Source organism: Variovorax sp. PMC12, from assembly GCF_003019815.1.
GTDB lineage: Bacteria > Pseudomonadota > Gammaproteobacteria > Burkholderiales > Burkholderiaceae_C > Variovorax.
In genome coordinates this window covers 1,219,790-1,237,598 of the sequence record NZ_CP027773.1, presented here as the reverse complement: position 1 = coordinate 1,237,598, position 17,809 = coordinate 1,219,790, and the positions used below count along the sequence as shown (strand labels likewise).

Annotated in this window: 17 protein-coding genes; 11 read left to right on the top strand and 6 right to left on the bottom strand. The window is 65.6% G+C overall.

What is annotated here, in order from left to right; genetic code table 11:
- Positions 1-14: 14 nt before the first annotated feature.
- Genes C4F17_RS05640 through C4F17_RS05625 form a run of 4 tightly spaced genes read left to right on the top strand, consistent with a single transcriptional unit; the run spans position 15 to position 2,979 of the window.
- Positions 15-659 carry an FMN-binding negative transcriptional regulator gene (locus tag C4F17_RS05640; protein WP_106934581.1) on the top strand — a complete coding sequence of 215 codons (645 nt, stop codon included), beginning with the start codon at positions 15-17 and terminating at the stop codon, positions 657-659.
- Position 660: 1 nt separating this feature from the next.
- Positions 661-897 carry a hypothetical protein gene (locus C4F17_RS05635; RefSeq protein ID WP_081270585.1) on the top strand — a complete coding sequence of 79 codons (237 nt, stop codon included), beginning with the start codon at positions 661-663 and terminating at the stop codon, positions 895-897.
- The gene (gene tadA / locus C4F17_RS05630) at positions 887-2,011 is read left to right on the top strand and encodes a tRNA adenosine(34) deaminase TadA (RefSeq protein ID WP_106934580.1); all 1,125 of its coding nucleotides are present in this window, start codon (positions 887-889) and stop codon (positions 2,009-2,011) included. Before C4F17_RS05635 ends, tadA begins: the two co-directional genes overlap by 11 nt.
- The gene (locus C4F17_RS05625; RefSeq protein WP_081270587.1) at positions 2,008-2,979 is read left to right on the top strand and encodes an LD-carboxypeptidase; all 972 of its coding nucleotides are present in this window, start codon (positions 2,008-2,010) and stop codon (positions 2,977-2,979) included. Before tadA ends, C4F17_RS05625 begins: the two co-directional genes overlap by 4 nt.
- Positions 2,980-3,010: 31 nt before the next feature.
- On the opposite strand, the gene C4F17_RS05620 is transcribed toward C4F17_RS05625, so the two are convergent.
- Positions 3,011-3,346, bottom strand: coding sequence for a hypothetical protein (locus C4F17_RS05620; protein ID WP_081270588.1), 336 nt, complete (start codon positions 3,344-3,346; stop codon positions 3,011-3,013).
- 337 nt (positions 3,347-3,683) lie between these two features.
- Here C4F17_RS05620 and C4F17_RS05615 point away from each other — a divergent pair, with 337 nt between their 5' ends.
- The 5 genes from C4F17_RS05615 (at position 3,684) to C4F17_RS05595 (ending at position 8,950) form a co-directional block, all read left to right on the top strand.
- Positions 3,684-4,634 carry an adenylate/guanylate cyclase domain-containing protein gene (locus C4F17_RS05615; RefSeq protein WP_081270589.1) on the top strand — a complete coding sequence of 317 codons (951 nt, stop codon included), beginning with the start codon at positions 3,684-3,686 and terminating at the stop codon, positions 4,632-4,634.
- 109 nt (positions 4,635-4,743) lie between these two features.
- Positions 4,744-5,100 carry a hypothetical protein gene (locus C4F17_RS05610; RefSeq protein WP_106934579.1) on the top strand — a complete coding sequence of 119 codons (357 nt, stop codon included), beginning with the start codon at positions 4,744-4,746 and terminating at the stop codon, positions 5,098-5,100.
- Positions 5,101-5,299: 199 nt separating this feature from the next.
- Positions 5,300-7,123 (top strand): DUF1800 domain-containing protein, encoded by a 1,824-nt coding sequence (locus tag C4F17_RS05605; protein WP_106934578.1) that lies wholly within the window; start codon positions 5,300-5,302, stop codon positions 7,121-7,123.
- A 22-nt stretch (positions 7,124-7,145) separates the two neighbouring features.
- Entirely contained in the window at positions 7,146-8,597 is a 1,452-nt protein-coding gene (locus tag C4F17_RS05600; protein WP_106934577.1) for a DUF1501 domain-containing protein, read from the top strand.
- On the top strand, positions 8,594-8,950 hold the full coding sequence (locus tag C4F17_RS05595) for a hypothetical protein (RefSeq protein ID WP_106934576.1): 357 nt from the start codon (positions 8,594-8,596) through the stop codon (positions 8,948-8,950). The genes C4F17_RS05600 and C4F17_RS05595 overlap by 4 nt, the downstream gene beginning before the upstream one ends.
- Positions 8,951-8,957: 7 nt before the next feature.
- On the opposite strand, the gene C4F17_RS05590 is transcribed toward C4F17_RS05595, so the two are convergent.
- The 5 genes from C4F17_RS05590 to C4F17_RS05570 all read right to left on the bottom strand — a co-directional run bounded on the left by C4F17_RS05590 (position 8,958) and on the right by C4F17_RS05570 (position 15,596).
- Positions 8,958-9,320 carry a response regulator gene (locus C4F17_RS05590; RefSeq protein ID WP_081270594.1) on the bottom strand — a complete coding sequence of 121 codons (363 nt, stop codon included), beginning with the start codon at positions 9,318-9,320 and terminating at the stop codon, positions 8,958-8,960.
- Between the two features lie 73 nt (positions 9,321-9,393).
- On the bottom strand, positions 9,394-10,617 hold the full coding sequence (locus C4F17_RS05585; RefSeq protein ID WP_106934575.1) for a hybrid sensor histidine kinase/response regulator: 1,224 nt from the start codon (positions 10,615-10,617) through the stop codon (positions 9,394-9,396).
- Entirely contained in the window at positions 10,607-11,209 is a 603-nt protein-coding gene (locus tag C4F17_RS05580) for a chemotaxis protein CheB (RefSeq protein WP_106934574.1), read from the bottom strand. The genes C4F17_RS05585 and C4F17_RS05580 overlap by 11 nt, the downstream gene beginning before the upstream one ends.
- Positions 11,206-12,087 (bottom strand): CheR family methyltransferase, encoded by an 882-nt coding sequence (locus tag C4F17_RS05575; RefSeq protein ID WP_409195452.1) that lies wholly within the window; start codon positions 12,085-12,087, stop codon positions 11,206-11,208. The genes C4F17_RS05580 and C4F17_RS05575 overlap by 4 nt, the downstream gene beginning before the upstream one ends.
- Entirely contained in the window at positions 12,084-15,596 is a 3,513-nt protein-coding gene (locus C4F17_RS05570) for a response regulator (RefSeq protein WP_106934573.1), read from the bottom strand. The genes C4F17_RS05575 and C4F17_RS05570 overlap by 4 nt, the downstream gene beginning before the upstream one ends.
- Positions 15,597-16,140: 544 nt before the next feature.
- Here C4F17_RS05570 and C4F17_RS32680 point away from each other — a divergent pair.
- Both C4F17_RS32680 and C4F17_RS05560 read left to right on the top strand, forming a co-directional pair.
- A complete protein-coding gene (locus tag C4F17_RS32680; RefSeq protein ID WP_159053606.1) occupies positions 16,141-17,043 on the top strand; it encodes a 2OG-Fe(II) oxygenase family protein in 903 nt (300 codons plus the stop codon).
- A gap of 51 nt (positions 17,044-17,094) precedes the next feature.
- Positions 17,095-17,727, top strand: a complete 633-nt coding sequence (locus C4F17_RS05560) for a LysE/ArgO family amino acid transporter (RefSeq protein WP_106934572.1) — start codon at positions 17,095-17,097, stop codon at positions 17,725-17,727.
- Positions 17,728-17,809 lie beyond the last annotated feature (82 nt).

Below are 17,809 nucleotides of genomic sequence, written 5' to 3'. Positions count from 1 at the left end.
GAGGAACCCGCCCCATGTACATGCCTCCGCAGTTCAATGCCAAGGACCCGGCCATCGCGCTGGACCTGATGCGCTCGCATCCGTTCGCGAGCCTGATCTCCAACGACGACGACGGCCTGCCGTTCGTCACGCACCTGCCGCTGGTGGCCGAGCCGCGAGGGGCCGGCGAACTGGTGCTGCTGGGCCATTGCGCCAAGCCCAACCCGCACTGGCGCTATCTGCAGGCACGGCCCACGGCCGTCGCCACCTTCCTCGGGACGCATGCGTACCTTTCGCCGTCGGTGTATCCCGACCTGGCGCGCGTGCCCACCTGGAACTACCTGAGCGTGCACTGCACGGTCGAGGCCACGCTCATCGAAGACGCGGCCGCCAAGGACACGCTGCTCAAGAAGCTCATCGGCGACCATGAGCCGGCGTATGCGCAGCAGTGGCGCGACCTGGGCGAGGAGTTCCAGCTCAAGATGCTCGCCGGCATCGTCGGTTTCGAGCTGCGCGTGACGTCGCTTCAATGCAAGGTCAAGCTCAACCAGCATCGCCGTGAATCGCACGCCGCCATGCACGCGATGTACAGCGCCGGCACGCCGGACGAACAGGCCCTGGCCACCTGGATGGACCGCCTGGGCCTGGCTTCGGAAGCGCCCGTGGCGGAGGGCCGCTGACATGCGCGGACTCGGGTTGATCGGCTTGTTGCTGGCGCTGCTGGTCGTCGGGCTGGTCGCGAAGAAGCAGATGGCCAGCAGCGTGGTTCCAGTGGTGCCTTCGGTGCCCGGTGTTGCCGCGGCCCCGGCCGGCGAGCCGGCGGGCAATGTGCGCGAGCAGTCGCAGCGCGTGCAGCAGCAGGTCAAGGACGCTCTCGAAGCGGCGAGCAAGCCGCGCCCAATGCCGGATGACAACTGAATCGACCTCGCTTCCACCACCGACGGACGACGCGCACTGGATGGCGCTCGCCCTGGCCCAGGCACGCCTGGCAGCCGAAGCGGGCGAGGTGCCCGTCGGCGCGGTGCTGGTGCGCAATGGCCAGCTGATCGCGACGGGCCGCAACACACCGGTCGCGCAGCACGACCCGAGCGCGCATGCGGAGATCAACGCGCTGCGCGCCGGCGCCGCTGCGCTCGGCAACTACCGGCTCGATGGCTGCGAGCTGTTCGTCACGCTCGAGCCCTGCGCGATGTGCGCGGGCGCGATGCTGCATTCGCGGCTGGCGCGCGTGGTGTTCGGAGCGACCGACCCCAAGACCGGCGCGGCCGGTTCGGTGCTCAACCTGTTCGCGCAGCCGCGCCTGAACCATCGCACGCAGGTGAGCGGCGGAGTGCTTGCCGACGAATGCGCAGCCGTGCTCCAGGCTTTCTTCCAGCAGCGTCGCAGCGCGGCGCGCGAGCAGGCCGAGCCCTTGCGCGACGACGCACTGCGCACGCCGGCGGACCGCTTCGCAGCGCTGCCCGACTACGCCTTTGCGCCGCACTACGTCCAGGACCTGCCTGCCCAGCGTGGCTGGCGCATGCATTGGATCGATGAGCGCGGCGAGGGTGGCGAAGGCGAGGTCGCATGCTGCCTCTGCCTGCACGGCCCCGGCGAGTGGGGCTACTTTTTCCGGCACCTCGTCGGCCAGCCCGGGTTGCGCACCCTGGTGCCCGACCTCATCGGCTTCGGCAAGAGCGACAAGCCCAAGCGCGAGGCGGCGCACCAGCTCGAATGGCACCGCGACGTGCTGCTCGAGTGGCTGGCGCGGGTGCAGTCCGCTTCGGCGCCGGTGCTCGTGCACAGTGCGGCGGCGAGCGAACTTGCTTCGCTGCTGCACGCGGCGGCGCCCGGGCGCTTTGCCGCCTTGCTCGTCGCACCCGAGGGCCATGAGCGCATCAAGGACGCCTGGCGCGCGCCTTTTCCCGACCGGGGCTACGAGGCCGCGTTGCGCGCGCTGGGCCCGGTCGCATCTTCCTCCGGGCCGACTGTCGCGCAGGCTCGCACCTTCGTGCAGCAGGTGCGAAACGCAATGGGATACTCGAACTCGTGACCAAACACATCTACATCTATTCCCCCTCCAGCGCGATCCGCGACAAGGCGGCTTTCCGGCGCGGCGTGAAGCGCCTCAAGGCGCTGGGCCACGAAGTCGAAATCGACGAGGCGGCACTCTCTGTGCACCAGCGTTTTGCCGGCGACGACGTCACGCGGCTCGCCGCGATCTCGCGCGCGGCGGCCAGCGGCGCCGACGTGGCGCTCATCTCGCGCGGCGGCTACGGCCTGACCCGAATCCTCGATTCGCTGCCGTACAAGGCCCTGGCAAAGGCTGTCGAGAAAGGCACCGAGTTCGTGGGCTGCAGCGACTTCACCGCGCTGCAGAACGCGTTGTTCGCAAAGACCGGCGCCACCACCTGGTCGGGCCCGGCGGTCGGCGAAGACTTCGGTGCCGAAGGCGGCCCCGACGACATCATGGAAGCCTGCTTCGACGACCTCGTGAGCGGGCAGGGCGAAGGCACCGGCTGGCGCATGCCGGCTCGCGATGTGGACTTGAAGTTCAAGCCCGTGCAGGACGCGGTGCTGTGGGGCGGCAACCTCTGCGTGCTGGCCAGCCTGCTCGGCACGCCGTACTTCCCGGTGGTGGAAAAGGGCGTGTTGTTCATCGAGGACACCAACGAGCATCCGTACCGTGTGGAACGCATGCTCGACCAGTTGAAGATGGCCGGCGTGCTGGCGCGCCAGCGTGCCGTCGTGTTCGGTCAATTCACCGGCACGCGCAAGGTGCCGGGCTACGACCGCGGCTTCGGCATGAACACGGTGATCGACCGGCTGCGCGCGTCGCTGAAGGTTCCGGTGCTTTCGGGCCTGCCGTTCGGGCACGTGCCCACGAAGGTGCTGCTGCCCGTGGGGGCCAAGGTGTCGATGGCGGCGGAAGGGCGCGATGTCTTTCTGGTCTGGGGCCATCGGCACCCGTCCGGCAATGAAGGCCATCACGGGCACGACCACCATCATCACGCCCACTGAAGCGGCCGGCCGGGGAGGCCGCCGCGCGGCTTCAGCCGTTGTCGGTGAAGCGCTGGTGCGTGCGGGGAGCCATCGAGCCGGGCAGGCCGCCCTTGAACATGCTGTTGATGGCTTTCATCTGGCGGCGTGCGGCGGTTTCGCCGTCGATGGCGCTCAGCGCGATCATCACGTCCTGGCGCAGATACCAGAGGGCTTCGACATCGACGGCGAAGCGAACGCGCTGGCTGACTCGCTGTATGGAGTGACCGCCGTGGCCCTGGAGAATCGACAGCATCGCGGTACGGATGCGCCCCAATTGGTTCTCCGCCACCTGGCGGGACCCGAAGCCGGGTACGTTCAGCAGACGAAGAATGCGGCGGAAAAGCATGGGACGAAAAGCGTATTGCCGAAAGCCAGAACGGTCGCTACCTTAAGCCTCAGTTCTCGGTTGCACAAGATCCGGAACAGTGTTTCTTGTCTTGAAACAACACGCTTTGCCTACGATTTCAAACAGCGATTAAATTTTGTTTTCTAAAGTAGTACATCTGGTTGTGATCAATTTGTGAATCCGTCGTCCTGTTACCCGCGTATACAACTCCGTCGACATCGAAGTTGTGCAGATCGTTTCCTTGACCAGGCGCGTGCCAGGGAAAACTGCTTGCGGAGGAACATGAGGGGCGCCGACCATCATTAACCAGAGATCGCAATTCGAGAACCACAACAATATGGGTGTCAATTCCACAGTCGTATTCGCGGACTTGACGGGGAGCACCAGGGTCTTCGAGGCCATGGGCAATGCAAGAGCCACCGAAACCGTGACGCGACTTACCCAATGGATCGGCAATGTCTGCCAGGCCCATGGCGGGCGGGTCGTCAAGTCGCTGGGAGACGGCGTGTTTGCCATCTTCTCCAGCGGCTCGGCCGCCACGAACGCGGTCATCGAATTGCAGCGCTATCACCAGAAGCGCCTGCTGGTCTGGCCCGCGCCGTTGCGCATGGCCCTGCAGATCGGCGTTGCCAGCGGCGATGTGGTCGAGGTCGAGGGCGATTGCTATGGCGACGCCGTCAACCTGGCGTCGCGGCTCAGCGACCTTGCCGGCCCCGGCCAGATCTGGGTGACCGATGCCGTGATCTCGCAGCTGCGCGATGGCGGCGTGCAGCACCGCGACCTCGGGCTCATCAACATTCGCGGGCGCAGCGAGATGTCGGTCGTGCACCGCATCGACTGGCAGGAGGAAGTGACCTCTTTCCTGACCGTGCCCGCTGCACTGGCGCCTGCGCGCATGCCCGATTCATCGTTCGGCCAGATCGAGCTGGCCTGGCTCGACGTGCGCTCCATGTTCAGCCTGGAGCAGTTGCCGATCCATCTCGGCCGTGTGGACGACGCGCAGTTCGTGGTGAACGACCCACGCGTGTCGCGGCTGCATGCGCGCATCGAGGTGCGCCAGGGCAGTTGCGTGCTGATCGACGTCAGCACCTACGGCACCTGGGTGCGTTTTCACGGCAATGGCGGCCCCAGCACCGAAATCGCCCTGCGGCGCGAGGAATGCCTGTTGCACGGCAGCGGGGAAATCGGCCTTGGCGCGCCGCTGAGCGACTTCAGCGCCCCGACCATTTCCTTCAACACGACTGGCGGCGACGTGATGCTGACGCGCCGGGAAATCGCGCGTCGGTGACGTTTGGCAACCATCTGTCGGCGCGCCGGGTGCACCGCGCGCGTGCAAGATGCGTTGCGTATGGACCCGGGCGCTGTCCGCCCCGGTCCTTTCTGGCTCTGGAGCCGCAATGAACACCAAAAATCATTCTTCCGTTTTCAAATGGGCCGCCTTCGGCGCCATCGCGGCCGCCGCGCTGCTCGCCGTGGTTTCCGCCAGTGCGCGCACGAGCTGGTCGGTACAGATCGGAACGCCGGGCTATGTGGAGACCTATCCGGCGGCGCCTGCCTACTACCCGCCGGCACCGGTCTATTCGTATCCGGCCCCCATCTACTACGCACCGCCGCCGCCGGTCTATTACCGTCCTCCGCCGCCCGTGTACTACCGTCCGGCCCCGGTCTACGTGCCGCCGGCGGGCCGCGTCTACTACGGGCCGGGCTATCCGTACCGTCCGCCGAACGGCGAATACTACGAAGAACGCGACTGACGGCTTTCCTTACTCCCGAACCCATGGCATGCCTTCTGGCATGCCATTTTTGTTTCTGCAGGTGACGAAAAAGTCACAAAAAGTCACATTCTTGGGTTTTGCTGCCATGCGCCTGCACGGCCGTACCCCCGAATTCCGCAAGGCATGCCGCTTGCCTTGAGCGCTCCAACGGCACGGAAATGCCGAAGGAGCGAGGACCATGGTGGAACAGATCGAGGTGGCTCGGGTCGAGGCACCCATGCCCCAGGAGGCGGCGGCAAGAGGAACCGAAGAAGAACGGCCCGGCGGCGCGGAACGTCCCCTGAAAGCGCTGGCCGGGTTTTCCATTTCGGCGGCGCTGGCTGCGTGCGGCGGAGGAGGGGGCGGCGGTGGTGGCGGAAGCAGCCTCCCGTTCGTCGGTATCGGCGGCGGGGCGCCAGGTGCCGCTCCTGAGGCGGCGGCGGACACCGGCCTCTATCACTACCCCCAGGCCAAGACCGACGAAGAAGCGGCGCGCTTCCTTCTGCAGGCGCAGTTCTCGGCCTCCGATGCGGAAATTGCCGATGTGCGCGCCAAGGGCTATCTGCCCTGGCTCAGCGAGCGCTTCGGCGCGGCACGCGCGCCCACCGCGTGGGACTGGACCAATGGCAAGCCCTACGGCAGCGTCGACATCGAACCGATGATCTGGCGCGAGCTGATGGTCTCCCCGGACCCGGTTCGCAAGCGAATGGCATTGGCGCTCAGCGAGATCTTCGTGGTCTCGGCCAACGAGATCGGCTCCAGCTGGCCCGTCCACATGATGGCCCAGTACTGGGACGTGCTGGTCGCAGGCGTCACCGGCAACTTCCGCCAGTTGCTGGAAGACGTCACGCTGAACCCCGCGATGGGCTTCTACCTGAACACGCGCGACAACCGCAAGGAAGACGCGTCCGGCAGCCAGCCCGACGAGAACTACGCGCGCGAGGTCATGCAGCTCATGACCATCGGCCTGTACCAGCTCAACGGCGACGGCACGCTCAAGACCGGCGCCGACGGCCAGCCGATCGAGACCTACGTGCAGGACGACGTGTCGAACCTCGCGCGCGTCTTCACCGGCTACGACCTCGACATCAAGCCCGCCGAGCGCAACAGCTTCACCACGCCGGGCGGCGGTGTCATCGAGACCAATGCCTGGACCACGCGTGCGATGGCCTTCACATCCGCGAAGCACTCGATGCTGGAGGCCCGATTCCTCGGCGCCACGGTGCCCGCCGGCACCCCCGGCCCGGCGGCGCTGAAGACCGCGCTCGACACGCTCTTCAACCACCCGAACGTCGCCCCCTTCATCGGCAGGCAGTTGATCCAGCGGCTGGTGACGAGCAACCCCAGCCCGGCCTACGTCAAGCGCGTGGCCGACACCTTCGCGAACAACGGCGCGGGCGTGCGCGGCGACATGAAGAGCGTGTTTGCCGCCGTGCTGCTGGACGACGAGGCGCGTGAACCCGCGGGCCTGGCCAACCCCAACTTCGGCCGCCTGCGCGAGCCCATGCTGCGGCTCGTGCAATGGGGCCGCACCTTCGGCATCGGCTCGTCCAAGGACACCTGGAAGATCGACAACACCTCCGACCCGAGCCGGTCCCTGGGCCAGAGCCCGCTGCGTTCGCCCTCGGTGTTCAACTTCTTCCGGCCGGGCTACGTGCCACCGGCAACGGCCATCGCCAGCAACAAGATGGTCGCGCCCGAGTTCCAGCTCGTCAACGAGACCAGCGTTGGCGGCTACCTCAACTTCATGCAGGACAAGCTGCTCAACGGCTTCGACGGCAAGGACGTGACGGCCAGCTACGCGGCCGAGAAGGCGCTGAGCGCCGACCCCGCCGCGCTGGTGCGCCGGCTCAACCTGCTGCTCGCAGGCAACCAGCTGTCGGCCGGCACGGTAGCGCTCATCACCGATGCGCTCTCCAAGGCACCGCTCGTGAACCCCGGCACCGACGCCGCGCGGCTCAACCTCATCTGCGCCGGCGTACTGCTGGTGATGGGCTCGCCCGAATACCTCGTCCAGAAATGAAGCACACGGGAGCGATCCGCACATGTACCTGATCAATCCAGCCGAGCACACGCGCCGCGCCTTCCTGCGCCGCGCGGGCCACCTCGCGATGGCCGGCACCGCGATGCCGTTCGCGATCAATCTCGCGGCGATGGGCGAGGCCGCCGCCCAGGGCGCGCCCGGCGATGACTACAAGGCACTGGTCTGCATCTTCCTGTTCGGCGGCAACGACTACGCCAACACCCTCGTCGCCTACGACGACGCCAGCTACGCCAGGTACAGCAGCATTCGCGGCGCCATCGCACTGCCTTCGGACGCTGCGCTCGCGCTCACCGAGCTCAAGCCGACGACCCCGCTTTCCGGTGGCCGCAAGTACGCGCTGAACCCGAAGATGAGCGGCCTGGCCACGCTGTTCGACCAGGGCCGGATGGCGGTGCAGCTCAACGTCGGACCGCTCATCAAGCCGCTCACGCGCGCGCAGTTCAACAGCGGCAACCGCAAGGACTTCCCGATCCCGCCCAAGCTGTTCTCGCACAACGACCAGCAGTCGGTGTGGCAGTCGTCGTCCCCCGAAGGCTCCACCATCGGATGGGGCGGCAACATCGGCGACCTCGCGCTTTCGCAGAACGCGACGGGGTCGCTGTTCACCTGCATCTCGGTGTCGGGCAACACCGTGTTCCTGTCGGGCGACGAGGCACAGCAATACCAGGTCGGCACGGGCGGTGCGGTGCGCATCGCCAGCGTGAGCAGTGCCAGCGGCAGCGTCTACGGGTCCACGGCGGTCAAGGCGGCCATGCAGCAGATCGCGCAGCAGGCGCGCGGCCATACGCTGGAGAACGAATACAACAAGGTCACGAAACGCGCCACCGACGCCGAAGGCAAGATCACCGGCGCCATCCAGATGAACGACCTGGCAGGCTTTCCGAACACCAACCTGGCGGACCAGCTCAAGATGGTCGCGCGCCTGATACGCGGGCGCACGGCCCTGGGCGTGAAGCGCCAGGTGTTCTTCGTGTCGATGGGCGGCTTCGACCTGCACGACGACATCGACACCAAGCAGGGCCCGCTGATGGAGCGGCTTTCCGGCGCCATGGCCGCGTTCCAGGCGCAGATGGATGCATGGAGCCTGTCGGAGAACGTGACGGCCTTCACCGCCTCGGACTTCGGCCGCACGCTGTCGAGCAACGGCAACGGTTCCGACCACGGCTGGGGCAGCCACCATTTCGTGATGGGCGGCGCCGTGAAAGGCAAGGCCCTGTACGGCACGCCGCCGCCGGTGAGCGTGGGCAACAGCTCCGCCGACGAAGACCAGTGGCACGTCGGCCAGGGCCGTTTGCTGCCGACCACCTCGGTGGACCAGTACGCCGCCACGCTGGCGCGCTGGTTCGGCGTGCCGGATGCGGACCTGAACGCCATCCTGCCCAACCTCAGGAACTTCGGCCTGACGGCGCCGAGCGGCATCGCCTATCCGCGCGACATCGGATTCATGAAATGACCGGACTCATCGGAATGGAAGGCGGGGCCACCATCAGCTTCGCGCCGGAGCTTCCCAGCCCGCCGCAACCGCCGCGCGTGCGCACCATCGATTCGACGTCGATGCCGCTGCACCCCTTCACCAGCGTCGATGCCGCCATTGCGGCGGTGGAAGCGCTCGACGGCGAACTCGAGAAGTTCGAACTCGCGGTGGCCGACAACCTGCAGGACTACCTCGGCGTGCAGATGGCGCAGATCACCGACAGCGCGCTGGCCCGCGGCTGGGAGCCGGTCAGCTTCTTGCAGAAGGAGGGCTTCCGCCTGTATCGCTACGAGGCCATGCGCAGCTACACGAGGCGCGGCAAGCGGCGCTGAACGGTGCTCAGCCGGGCGGCTGCGCCAAGATCCGGTCCAGCTTGTCGATGTCGATCGGCTTTTGCAGGTGGTGGTCGAACAGGCCCTTGGCCGACTGGCCGCCGCTGTCGTTGGCCGAGAAACCCGAGATCGCCACCAGCAGCTTCGGCGCGCCGGCGGCCGCATTGGCACGCAACTGGCGCGCCACCTCGGTGCCGGGGAAGTCGGGCAGCGTGAGGTCGATCAGCGCGGCATCGAAGCTCTCGGCGGCGGCCGCGTCGAGCGCCTGTCGGGCTGTGTAGGTGCAGCGCGCCGTGTGGTCCTGCAATGTCAGCAGTTCCTGCAACAGGTCGGCCGCGGCTTCGTTGTCGTCGACGATCAGCACATTCACAGCTTTGTTTCTTTCCGGGTTTTCAAGGTCATCAGTATCGCGGGCGCCCGCGCGCGTGGGGGTAGGAGCATGCCTACGTCGGTTGCGGGGCGGCGCTGGCGGCGTCGGGGATCTGCAGCGGCAGTTCGACCACGAAGGTCGAGCCCTCGCCGGGTGCGCTCTCCACGCCGATGCGCCCGGCATGCAGGCACACGATCTTGCGCGTGATGTACAGCCCCAGGCCCAGCCCCGCCGCATGCCGGCGGCTGTCGTCGGTGCGTTCGAACTGCTCGAAGATGCGGGCGTGGTCCTCCGGCGCGATGCCGATGCCCTGGTCGCGCACCGCCACCCGGGCGCTGTCGCCTTCGAGACTCACGGTCATCTCCACCGGCTTGCCGCCGCCGTAGCGCAGCGCGTTCGTCAGCAGGTTGGTCAGCACCTGTTCGATGCGGAATTCGTCCCACACGCCGCGCAGTTCGGGCGGTGCGTGCAGCGTGATGACCGAGCCGGCGGCCTCGGCCTGCTGGCGCAGGTTCTCGACCACCGCGCGGGAGAGCGCGCTCAGGTCCACCGGCTTGGTCTGGATGGAAAGGGCATCGCGCCGCATGCGCGTCACGTCGAGCATGTCGTCGATCAGCCGCACCATGTTGCGGATCTGCCGCTGGTCGCGCTCGATCATCGCCGGCAGCCTGTCGGGCGCGAAGTTGGCGAGGTTGCCCTTCGACAGATGCAGCTGGCGCAGCTGGGCCTCGAGGTAGAGCGTGTTCAGCGGCGTGCGCAGCTCGTGCGACACCATCGACATGAAGTCGTCGCGCATGCGCACCGCGCGCTCCAGCTCGCGCTGGGTGTGCTGCAACTGCTGCACCAGCTCTTCCTGCTTGTGGTGGGCGGCCGCGAGCTGGTCCATCTCGTGGCGCAGCGCCTTGCGGTGGCGGTGCAGGTCGACGAACACGTTGACCTTGCTGACCACCGCGTGCGGGTCCAGCGGCTTGTGCAGGAAGTCGACCGCGCCGCTTTCGTAGCCCTGGAAAGCGTAGTTCAGCTCGCGCCCCGCGGCGCTCACGAAGATGATGGGAATGTGCCGGGTGCGCTCGGTCCCGCGCATCAGCTCGGCCAGCTCGAAACCGTTCATGCCGGGCATCTGCACGTCGACGATGGCCAGAGCGAATTCGTGTTCCAGCAGCAGCGCCAGCGCCGCTTCGGCCGAGGCCGCGCGGTACACCACGCGCCCCGGCGCGCGGATGAGCGCTTCCAGTGCCAGCAGGTTCTCCGGCAGGTCATCGACGATCAGCAGCTTGCTCTCGATGTCAATGTTCATGGGCCGACTCCAGTTGCAGAAGCAGGGCTCGCAATTCGCGCAATGGGAGCACGTAGTCGGGGGCGTGGCGCGCGATGGCGGCTTGGGGCATGGTCGGGATCTGAGCTTCTGTCGGGTCCTGTACGGCGGTCAGTCCGCCGGCCAGATGGATGCGGTGCAGCCCCTCGGCACCGTCGTAGTTGGCGCCGGTCAGCAGGAAGCCGGCGAGGGCGGGGCCGTAGGCATCGGCCGCGGATGTCATGAGCACGTCGATGGACGGCCGCGAGAACAGCACGGGCGGCTCGCAGCTCAGCGAGAAGGCGCGCTCGCGCTCGATCGACAGGTGATAGCCCGGCGGCGCGAAGTACAGGCTGCCCGCCGCGAGCGGCATCTTGTCGGCCGCCTCGCGCACCGGAATGGGCAGCCGCTGCGCGAAGATCTCCGCCAGATGGCTTTCGTGTTCCTCGGGCAGGTGCAGCACCACCGTCATCGGGAGGTGCCAGCTGGCGGGCAGGCCCTGCAGCAGGGTGTTGAGCGCGTCGATGCCGCCCGCGGAGGCGCCCAGCACCACGGCCTCCACGCGCTTGTTGGTCGAGCGAAGCCGCCTTTTCATGAGGCCTTGCGGTAGATGCGCTCGGCGCGCGCGTGCGTTTCGAAGCGCTCCGAATAGCCCGAGAAGTCGATGCTTTCCTTCGAGCCCAGGCCCAGGAATCCGCGGTGCGACAGCGACTCGTGGAACAGCCCCAGCGCCCGGTCCTGCAACTCACGGTTGAAATAGATGAGCACGTTGCGGCACGACACCAGCTGCGTTTCCGCGAACACGCTGTCGGTCGCCAGGCTGTGGTCGGCGAAGATCACGTCGGCGCACAGCGAGGGGTCGAAGCGCGCGGCCTCGTAAGCGGCGGTGTAATAGTCGGAGAACGCGCTGCGCCCGCCTGCGCGCTGGTAGTTGGTGGTGTAGCCGCGGATCGCCTCCAGCGGAAAAATGCCCTGGCGCGCCTTCTCCAGCGAGGCCGGGTTGATGTCGGTGGCGTAGATCTGCGTGCGCTCGAGCAGGCCTTCCTCGCGCAGCAGGATGGCGAGCGAGAACACTTCCTCGCCGGTGCTGCAGCCCGCCACCCAGACCTTGACCGAGGGGTAGGTGTGCAGGATCGGCACCACGTGCTGGCGCAGCGCCAGGAAGTACGCCGGGTCGCGGAACATCTCGCTCACCGGGATGGTCAGGAACTGCAGCAGCCGGCCGAACAGCACCGGGTCGCGCAGCACGCGGTCCTGCAGCGCCGAGATGCTCGGCAGCCCGAGCTGCTCCAGCGCATGCAGCACGCGGCGCTTCTGCGAGGCCATGGTGTAGTTGCGGAAGTCGTAGCTGTACTTGAGGTAGATGGCCTCCATCAGCAGGCGCAGCTCGATCTCGGTGTCGCTCAGGGGCGGCAGCGGCGGCGCGACCGCCGTGAGCGGCGTCGCGGGAGAACCGGGGCGTGAAGTGGTCACAGGCGCTCCATTTTCGGCATCCACACCCGCAGCAGCGAGAACAACCGTTCCAGGTCCACGGGCTTGGCGAGGTAGTCGTTGGCGCCCGCGGCCAGGCACTGCTCGCGGTCGTCCTTCATGGCCTTGGCGGTGATGGCGATGACCGGCATCTTCTCGAAGCGCGGGTCGGCGCGCATGCGGCGCGTGGCTTCCAGGCCGTCCATCTCCGGCATCATCACGTCCATCAGCACCAGGTCGATCTCGCTCACCTGGTCGAGTTTTTCCAGCGCCTCGCGGCCGTTGCGGCCGATTTCCACGGCCGCGCCGCGCTGCTCGAGCGCGCTCGTCAGCGCGAAGATGTTGCGCACGTCGTCGTCCACCAGCAGGATGGTCCGGCCCTCGAAGATGCGGTCGCGTCCGCGCGCCGTCTTGAGCATGCCCTGGCGCTCGCTCGACAGTTCGGCTTCCACCTTGTGCAGGAACAGTGTCACCTCGTCGAGCAGGCGCTCGGGCGAGCGCGCGCCCTTGATGATGATCGAGCGCGAGTAGCGCTGCAGCTCGGTTTCCTCGTCGCGCGTGAGGTTGCGCCCGGTGTACACGATGACCGGCGGGAACGACACGATCTCCTCCGCCGCCATGGCCTTGAGCAGCTCGCTGCCCTGCATGTCGGGCAGCCGCAGGTCGGTGATCATGCAGTCGAAGACACGGGTGCGCAGCAGCTCCAGCGCTTCTTCGCCCGAGCCCACGGCCACGATCTCGATGTCGTCGTCCTCGATCAGGCGCATCACGCTCTCGCGCTGCAGCTCGTCGTCTTCCACCAGCAGCACCACCTTGACCTTCTGGGTGAGCTTGTCTTCCAGCCGCGCGAACACGCGCATCAGCTCGTCGCGCGTGGTCGGCTTCAGCGCGTAGCCGATGGCGCCCATCTGCAGCGCCGCACCCTGCGCGTTGTCGGCGGCCGAGACCACGTGGATCGGGATGTGGCGGGTGTGCGGCGAGTCCTTCAGGCGTTGCAGCAGGTCCAGGCCGGTGCTGTCGGGCAGGCGCATGTCCAGCAGGATGGCGTCGGGCACGAATTGCGTGGCCAGCTCGAAGCCGTCGGCCGCGCCGTGCGCCACCAGGCAGCGGTAGCCGAGTTCGTGCGCCAGGTCGTAGAGGATGTGCGCGAACTGCGGTTCGTCCTCGATCACCAGCACGCGGCGCACCTGGTCGCGCGGCAGCGAGCGGTCGTCCGCGAACTGCGGCGCGGGCACCGGGGAGGGCGGATGGGGCGGGAGCGGCACGGCAGGCGCGGCCGGTGCCAGGCCGACCGGGGCGTGCGCCGGCTTGGGCGTGTAGACGGCCGAGGGCGCTGCCGATGCATTGCCCGGTGCATTACCCGGTGCCTGGGGCGCCCTGGCCGGAAGCTGCAGCACGAAGGTGCTGCCCTGGCCCGGCTGGCTCTGCACTGCGAGCGTGCCGCCCAGCAGATGGGTGAGGTCGCGCGAGATCGACAGGCCCAGCCCCGTGCCGCCGTAGCGCCGGCTGGTGGTGCCGTCGGCCTGGCGGAAGGCCTCGAAGATCAGCTCGTGCTGCTGAGGGTCGATGCCGATGCCCGAGTCGGTAACTGCAAAGCTGGCGCCGCCGTCCGCCGCGGCAGACACCACCAGCGCCACCTCGCCGCGGTCGGTGAACTTGAGCGCGTTCGACAGCAGGTTCTTCAAGATCTGCTCCACGCGCTGGCGGTCGGTCACCAGCGAGGCTGGCGCATCGGGCTTGATCTCGAGGCGGAAGCTCAGGTTCTTCTGCTTCGCCAGCGGGCGGAAGGTGGTTTCCAGGCTCTCGGCGAGCCGGCGCAGGGACACGTCTTCGGGCACCACTTCGAGCTTGCCGGCCTCCACCTTCGAGATGTCGAGGATGTCGTTGATCAGCACCAGCAGGTCGTTGCCCGACGAATAGATCGACTCCGCGAACTTCACCTGCTCCTGCGTCAGGTTGCCCTGCGGGTTGTCGCCCAGCAGCTTGGCCAGAATGAGCGCGCTGTTCAGCGGCGTGCGCAGCTCGTGCGACATGTTCGCCAGGAACTCCGACTTGTAGCGGCTCGCGCGCTGCAGTTCGTCGGCGCGGTCCTCCAGGTCGCGCTGCACGCGGCGCAGCGCGGTGTTGCGCTGGTCCAGCGCCTCGGTGCGCTCCGACAGCTGGCTGTTGGTCTGTTCCAGCTCGGCCTGCTGGTTCTCCAGCATGGCCTGGGAGGCACGCAGCGCACGCGACTGCTCCTCGAGTTCTTCGTTGGCGGTGCGCAGCTCTTCCTGCTGCACCTGCAGTTCCTCGTTGAGCTGCTGGGTCTCTGCCAGCACGTCCTGCAGCTGCTCGCGGTATCGCGCCGCCGCCAGCGAGGTGCCGATGTCGTCGGCCACCACGTCCAGCAGCTGGCTGCCGCGCTCGTCCAGCGGGGCCGGCAGGCCCAGTTCGACCACGCCGTTGACCATGCCGTCGCTGCCGACCGGCAGCAGCAGTACGGCCTTGGGCGTCATCTCGCCCAGGCCCGAGTTGACCTTCAGGTAGTCGGCATCCACGGGCTCGACCACCATGCGGCGGCGCTCCGCCGCGGCCTGGCCCACCAGGCTCTCGGTCGGCGAGAAAACCTGCGGCGTGGCCTCGGCCGCGCTGGAGAAGCCGTAGCTCGCGGCCCGACGCAGCGGCCCATGCCGCTCGCGCACATACATGGCGCCGACCGACGTGCCCAGGTGGCGAGAGAAGAAAGCCAGGACCTTGCGCCCCATGTCCGGCGCGCTGAGCTCGCCCACCAGTTCGCCCACCAGTTCGGTCTGCGCGCCGCGCAGCCAGGCCTCATGCGACAGGCGTTCGGCGTGCGCCGACTGCTCCTTCAGCACCACGTCGTAGCTGTCGGAAAGCCGCACCAGCTGCCGTCGGCCGAAGTAGGCCACCAGCCCGGTCAGCGTCAGCGTGAACAGCAGGAACAGGCAGATCACCCACCACGCGGTGCGGTTGGCGTCGTTGTTGCGCTGGAAGCGCAGCGCCTGTTCGGTGTCGATGAAGGCGGTGAACTCGGCGCGCATGTCGTCGGTCAGCCGCTTTCCGCGGCCCAGCCGCACCTGGGCCTGGGCGTCCTCTCCGGCGCGGCGCGCGGCGATCAGGCTGCGCGCGAATTCGGTCCAGGTGGCCTGGATGGACGCGATGCGGTCGATGCGCTCGACCTGCTGGCGGTTGTCCGACACCAATTCGCGCAATGCGGCCGTGTCGGACTTCATGCGGGGCAGGGCACTCTGGTAGGGCTCGAGGAACGTCTCGTCACCGGTGATCAGGAAGCCGCGCATGCCGGTCTCCATGTCGATGCTCTGGCGCTGCAGCTCGCTGGCGGCACGGGTCACGCGGTCGGTGTGCTCGACCCAGCCGATGGTGTTGAGCAGGAACAGGATCAGCGCGACGAACACCACGGCGCCGAAGATGCCGCCGATCAGGGGGAGCTTGAGGTTGCGGCTCAGCAGACGGTCGAAGTCTTCGGGGTCTATCGCGGAGGGAGTGTTCATCGGTCGCATTTGTAAGCAAAACTTGTCAAGTTTTGCAGAAAAACGACGCTGGTACTGTCGGAGAAGACCTCGTCAGGGCCATTCCATGCGATTTCATGGGGGAGCGAAGCCGTGAGAATTCGCCTCGCCACCAAAGACCGCCCGCCATTCATCGTTCCCCGCCGTGCAGGGCGGGCTGCTCGCACCACACCCACGAGGTCATGCCGTCCGGCGCTCACAGCCATACCCATTTGCACGAGCCGCTGCGGCATGCCCATGCGCACGTGTCGGACGCCCGTCATCGGCACGCGCACTAAGCGTCAAAACCCTCCTCGGTCAGTACCGAGTGGTTATCGGGGCCGATCCGCACGCGCGAATCAGTCCGCTGGCTCGTAGCGCTCAACACGCGACCGGCTCCTTATTAATTGTTCGCCGGCTTTCATTCACAGGGGTTTCCTTACCCATTCAATCAAATGGACCCATTCCGTGTGGAAATTCCGAGAATGAAAATCTGTCACGAGAAAATCAGTAATTGGAAACGGAAAGGTCATGGCTGGATGTTGTAATGAAAGTCGGCAATTCAGCCGGGTTAAGGGAGTTAATAATGAATTATGTTGCTACCTCTTCTGCTGTTACGCGCATTGGATCGATTGATGCCGACTCTCCGCCTGAGGATTTGCGCGATACCGTGCTTTCTTTAATTACTCATGGCTACGCCATAGTGAAGATGACCAGCATGGCTCAAAGAGCGGTTTGGTCTGCACTGGATGAGATATCGCGTACTCTAGAAGATATGCGAGCAGACTTTTGTTTTCCTGATCGAACTGACGGCTTTCTACCCAAGGGTGGGGAGCATGCGAAGTACACGGATAACGTCGATCTCTGTGACAGATTTTGCTACTGGCATAAGCATCGATCACTTCATACGGGTCACCCGTTCGTTGAGGCGCTCGCATATCAGAACATTGCAAAGAGCGAGACGGAACTCTCGTCGTTTGCTCAGCGCCTGATTGACGGACTATGGGACTTCTTTCGCAATGACGATCATGTGTCGATTCGCGACAGTTCTTATCTTCAATTGTGTTTGTACGAGAGCAGCTACCATGAGGATGGGCGCACCTATCTACAAGACCGGCATGAAGACGGTCATCTCATTACCTTGATCAAACCCACTCGCGACGGATTGGTAATTTTTCTGAACGACAGAGAAGTTTCTGTGCACCTTGCGGATGATGAAGTCATCGTTATCACGGGATCGTTGCTGACGATGCTTTCTGATGGACGGATTCCCACCATGTATCACGCGGTTCGCAAACCAAAGATGGAACTCGCGCGCAGTTCACTGGTTTACTTTGCCATTCCAGATCTTCGGCATTCGTATACCACTTTGCTGGGAAAGGACCGCATCAACACTGCCGAATTCGCGGATGAAAGTCATCGGGCCTTCGGAAACACTCCGTTGATCTAATCTGGGAAAAAAGAGAGGGTTCTGCCCTCTCTGCTCCAAACATGGAAAGAAATGTTAAATCTGCAGCTCATCGAGGGTTTTGTTCTTGGGGCCGGTCTATTGATGGCGCTTGGACCCAAGGATACTTTTGTAATAAAAAATAATCTTGCAGGAAATAATGCTGTAGTCCTTGTACTGATATGCGCTTTATCGGACTTGGCGTTGATCATTCTTGGTGTCGCCGGGCTCGGGGCGGTCATTACTGCAAACTACTGGGTCATGGTCTTGACAATGACGGTCAGCATTCTTTATTTGCTGTACTACGGTGTCAGAGCTTTGTATTCGGCCTATCTTGGGCAAACCCATCTGGACGAACAAGGTGCTTCACAAAGGCCGATGCCACGCGCGCAAGTGGTCAGGGGCGCGTTTTTTCATTCGCTGCTCACGCCGTTCGCCTGGCTTGATACCGTGTTGGTCATCGGATCAATCAGCGCGATCAAGGTTGGGGCGGACAAGTTCTACTTTGCAGGCGGCGCCGTGGTGGCGTCTTTCTTATGGTTCATCGCACTCACTGTCGGGTCGCGTCTGGCTGCGCCGATATTCAGGAATCGCCGGGTATGGCAAGGGTTGGACATCCTTGTCTTCATATCCATGTTTGTATTGGCAGGAAAGTTGGTCGCTGACTATCCCTGGAAGGGGCAGTAGCACCATCTACGCACGCCTGGCCCGCTCGACGAAGAAGGCGGGCGCACCGGACTCAGCCCCGAAGTGGATGGGCGCAAGTTTT

What these genes read in the sequence shown, in the direction of transcription:
- C4F17_RS05640 (WP_106934581.1), top strand. Translation starts at nt 15, where the DNA reads ATGTACATGCCTCCGCAGTTCAATGCCAAGGACCCGGCCATCGCGCTG.
- C4F17_RS05635 (WP_081270585.1), top strand. Translation starts at nt 661, where the DNA reads ATGCGCGGACTCGGGTTGATCGGCTTGTTGCTGGCGCTGCTGGTCGTC.
- tadA (WP_106934580.1), top strand. Translation starts at nt 887, where the DNA reads ATGACAACTGAATCGACCTCGCTTCCACCACCGACGGACGACGCGCAC.
- C4F17_RS05620 (WP_081270588.1), bottom strand. Translation starts at nt 3,346, where the DNA reads ATGCTTTTCCGCCGCATTCTTCGTCTGCTGAACGTACCCGGCTTCGGG.
- C4F17_RS05615 (WP_081270589.1), top strand. Translation starts at nt 3,684, where the DNA reads ATGGGTGTCAATTCCACAGTCGTATTCGCGGACTTGACGGGGAGCACC.
- C4F17_RS05610 (WP_106934579.1), top strand. Translation starts at nt 4,744, where the DNA reads ATGAACACCAAAAATCATTCTTCCGTTTTCAAATGGGCCGCCTTCGGC.
- C4F17_RS05605 (WP_106934578.1), top strand. Translation starts at nt 5,300, where the DNA reads ATGGTGGAACAGATCGAGGTGGCTCGGGTCGAGGCACCCATGCCCCAG.
- C4F17_RS05600 (WP_106934577.1), top strand. Translation starts at nt 7,146, where the DNA reads ATGTACCTGATCAATCCAGCCGAGCACACGCGCCGCGCCTTCCTGCGC.
- C4F17_RS05595 (WP_106934576.1), top strand. Translation starts at nt 8,594, where the DNA reads ATGACCGGACTCATCGGAATGGAAGGCGGGGCCACCATCAGCTTCGCG.
- C4F17_RS05585 (WP_106934575.1), bottom strand. Translation starts at nt 10,617, where the DNA reads ATGAACATTGACATCGAGAGCAAGCTGCTGATCGTCGATGACCTGCCG.
- C4F17_RS05580 (WP_106934574.1), bottom strand. Translation starts at nt 11,209, where the DNA reads ATGAAAAGGCGGCTTCGCTCGACCAACAAGCGCGTGGAGGCCGTGGTG.
- C4F17_RS05570 (WP_106934573.1), bottom strand. Translation starts at nt 15,596, where the DNA reads ATGAACACTCCCTCCGCGATAGACCCCGAAGACTTCGACCGTCTGCTG.
- C4F17_RS32680 (WP_159053606.1), top strand. Translation starts at nt 16,141, where the DNA reads ATGAAAGTCGGCAATTCAGCCGGGTTAAGGGAGTTAATAATGAATTAT.
- C4F17_RS05560 (WP_106934572.1), top strand. Translation starts at nt 17,095, where the DNA reads ATGTTAAATCTGCAGCTCATCGAGGGTTTTGTTCTTGGGGCCGGTCTA.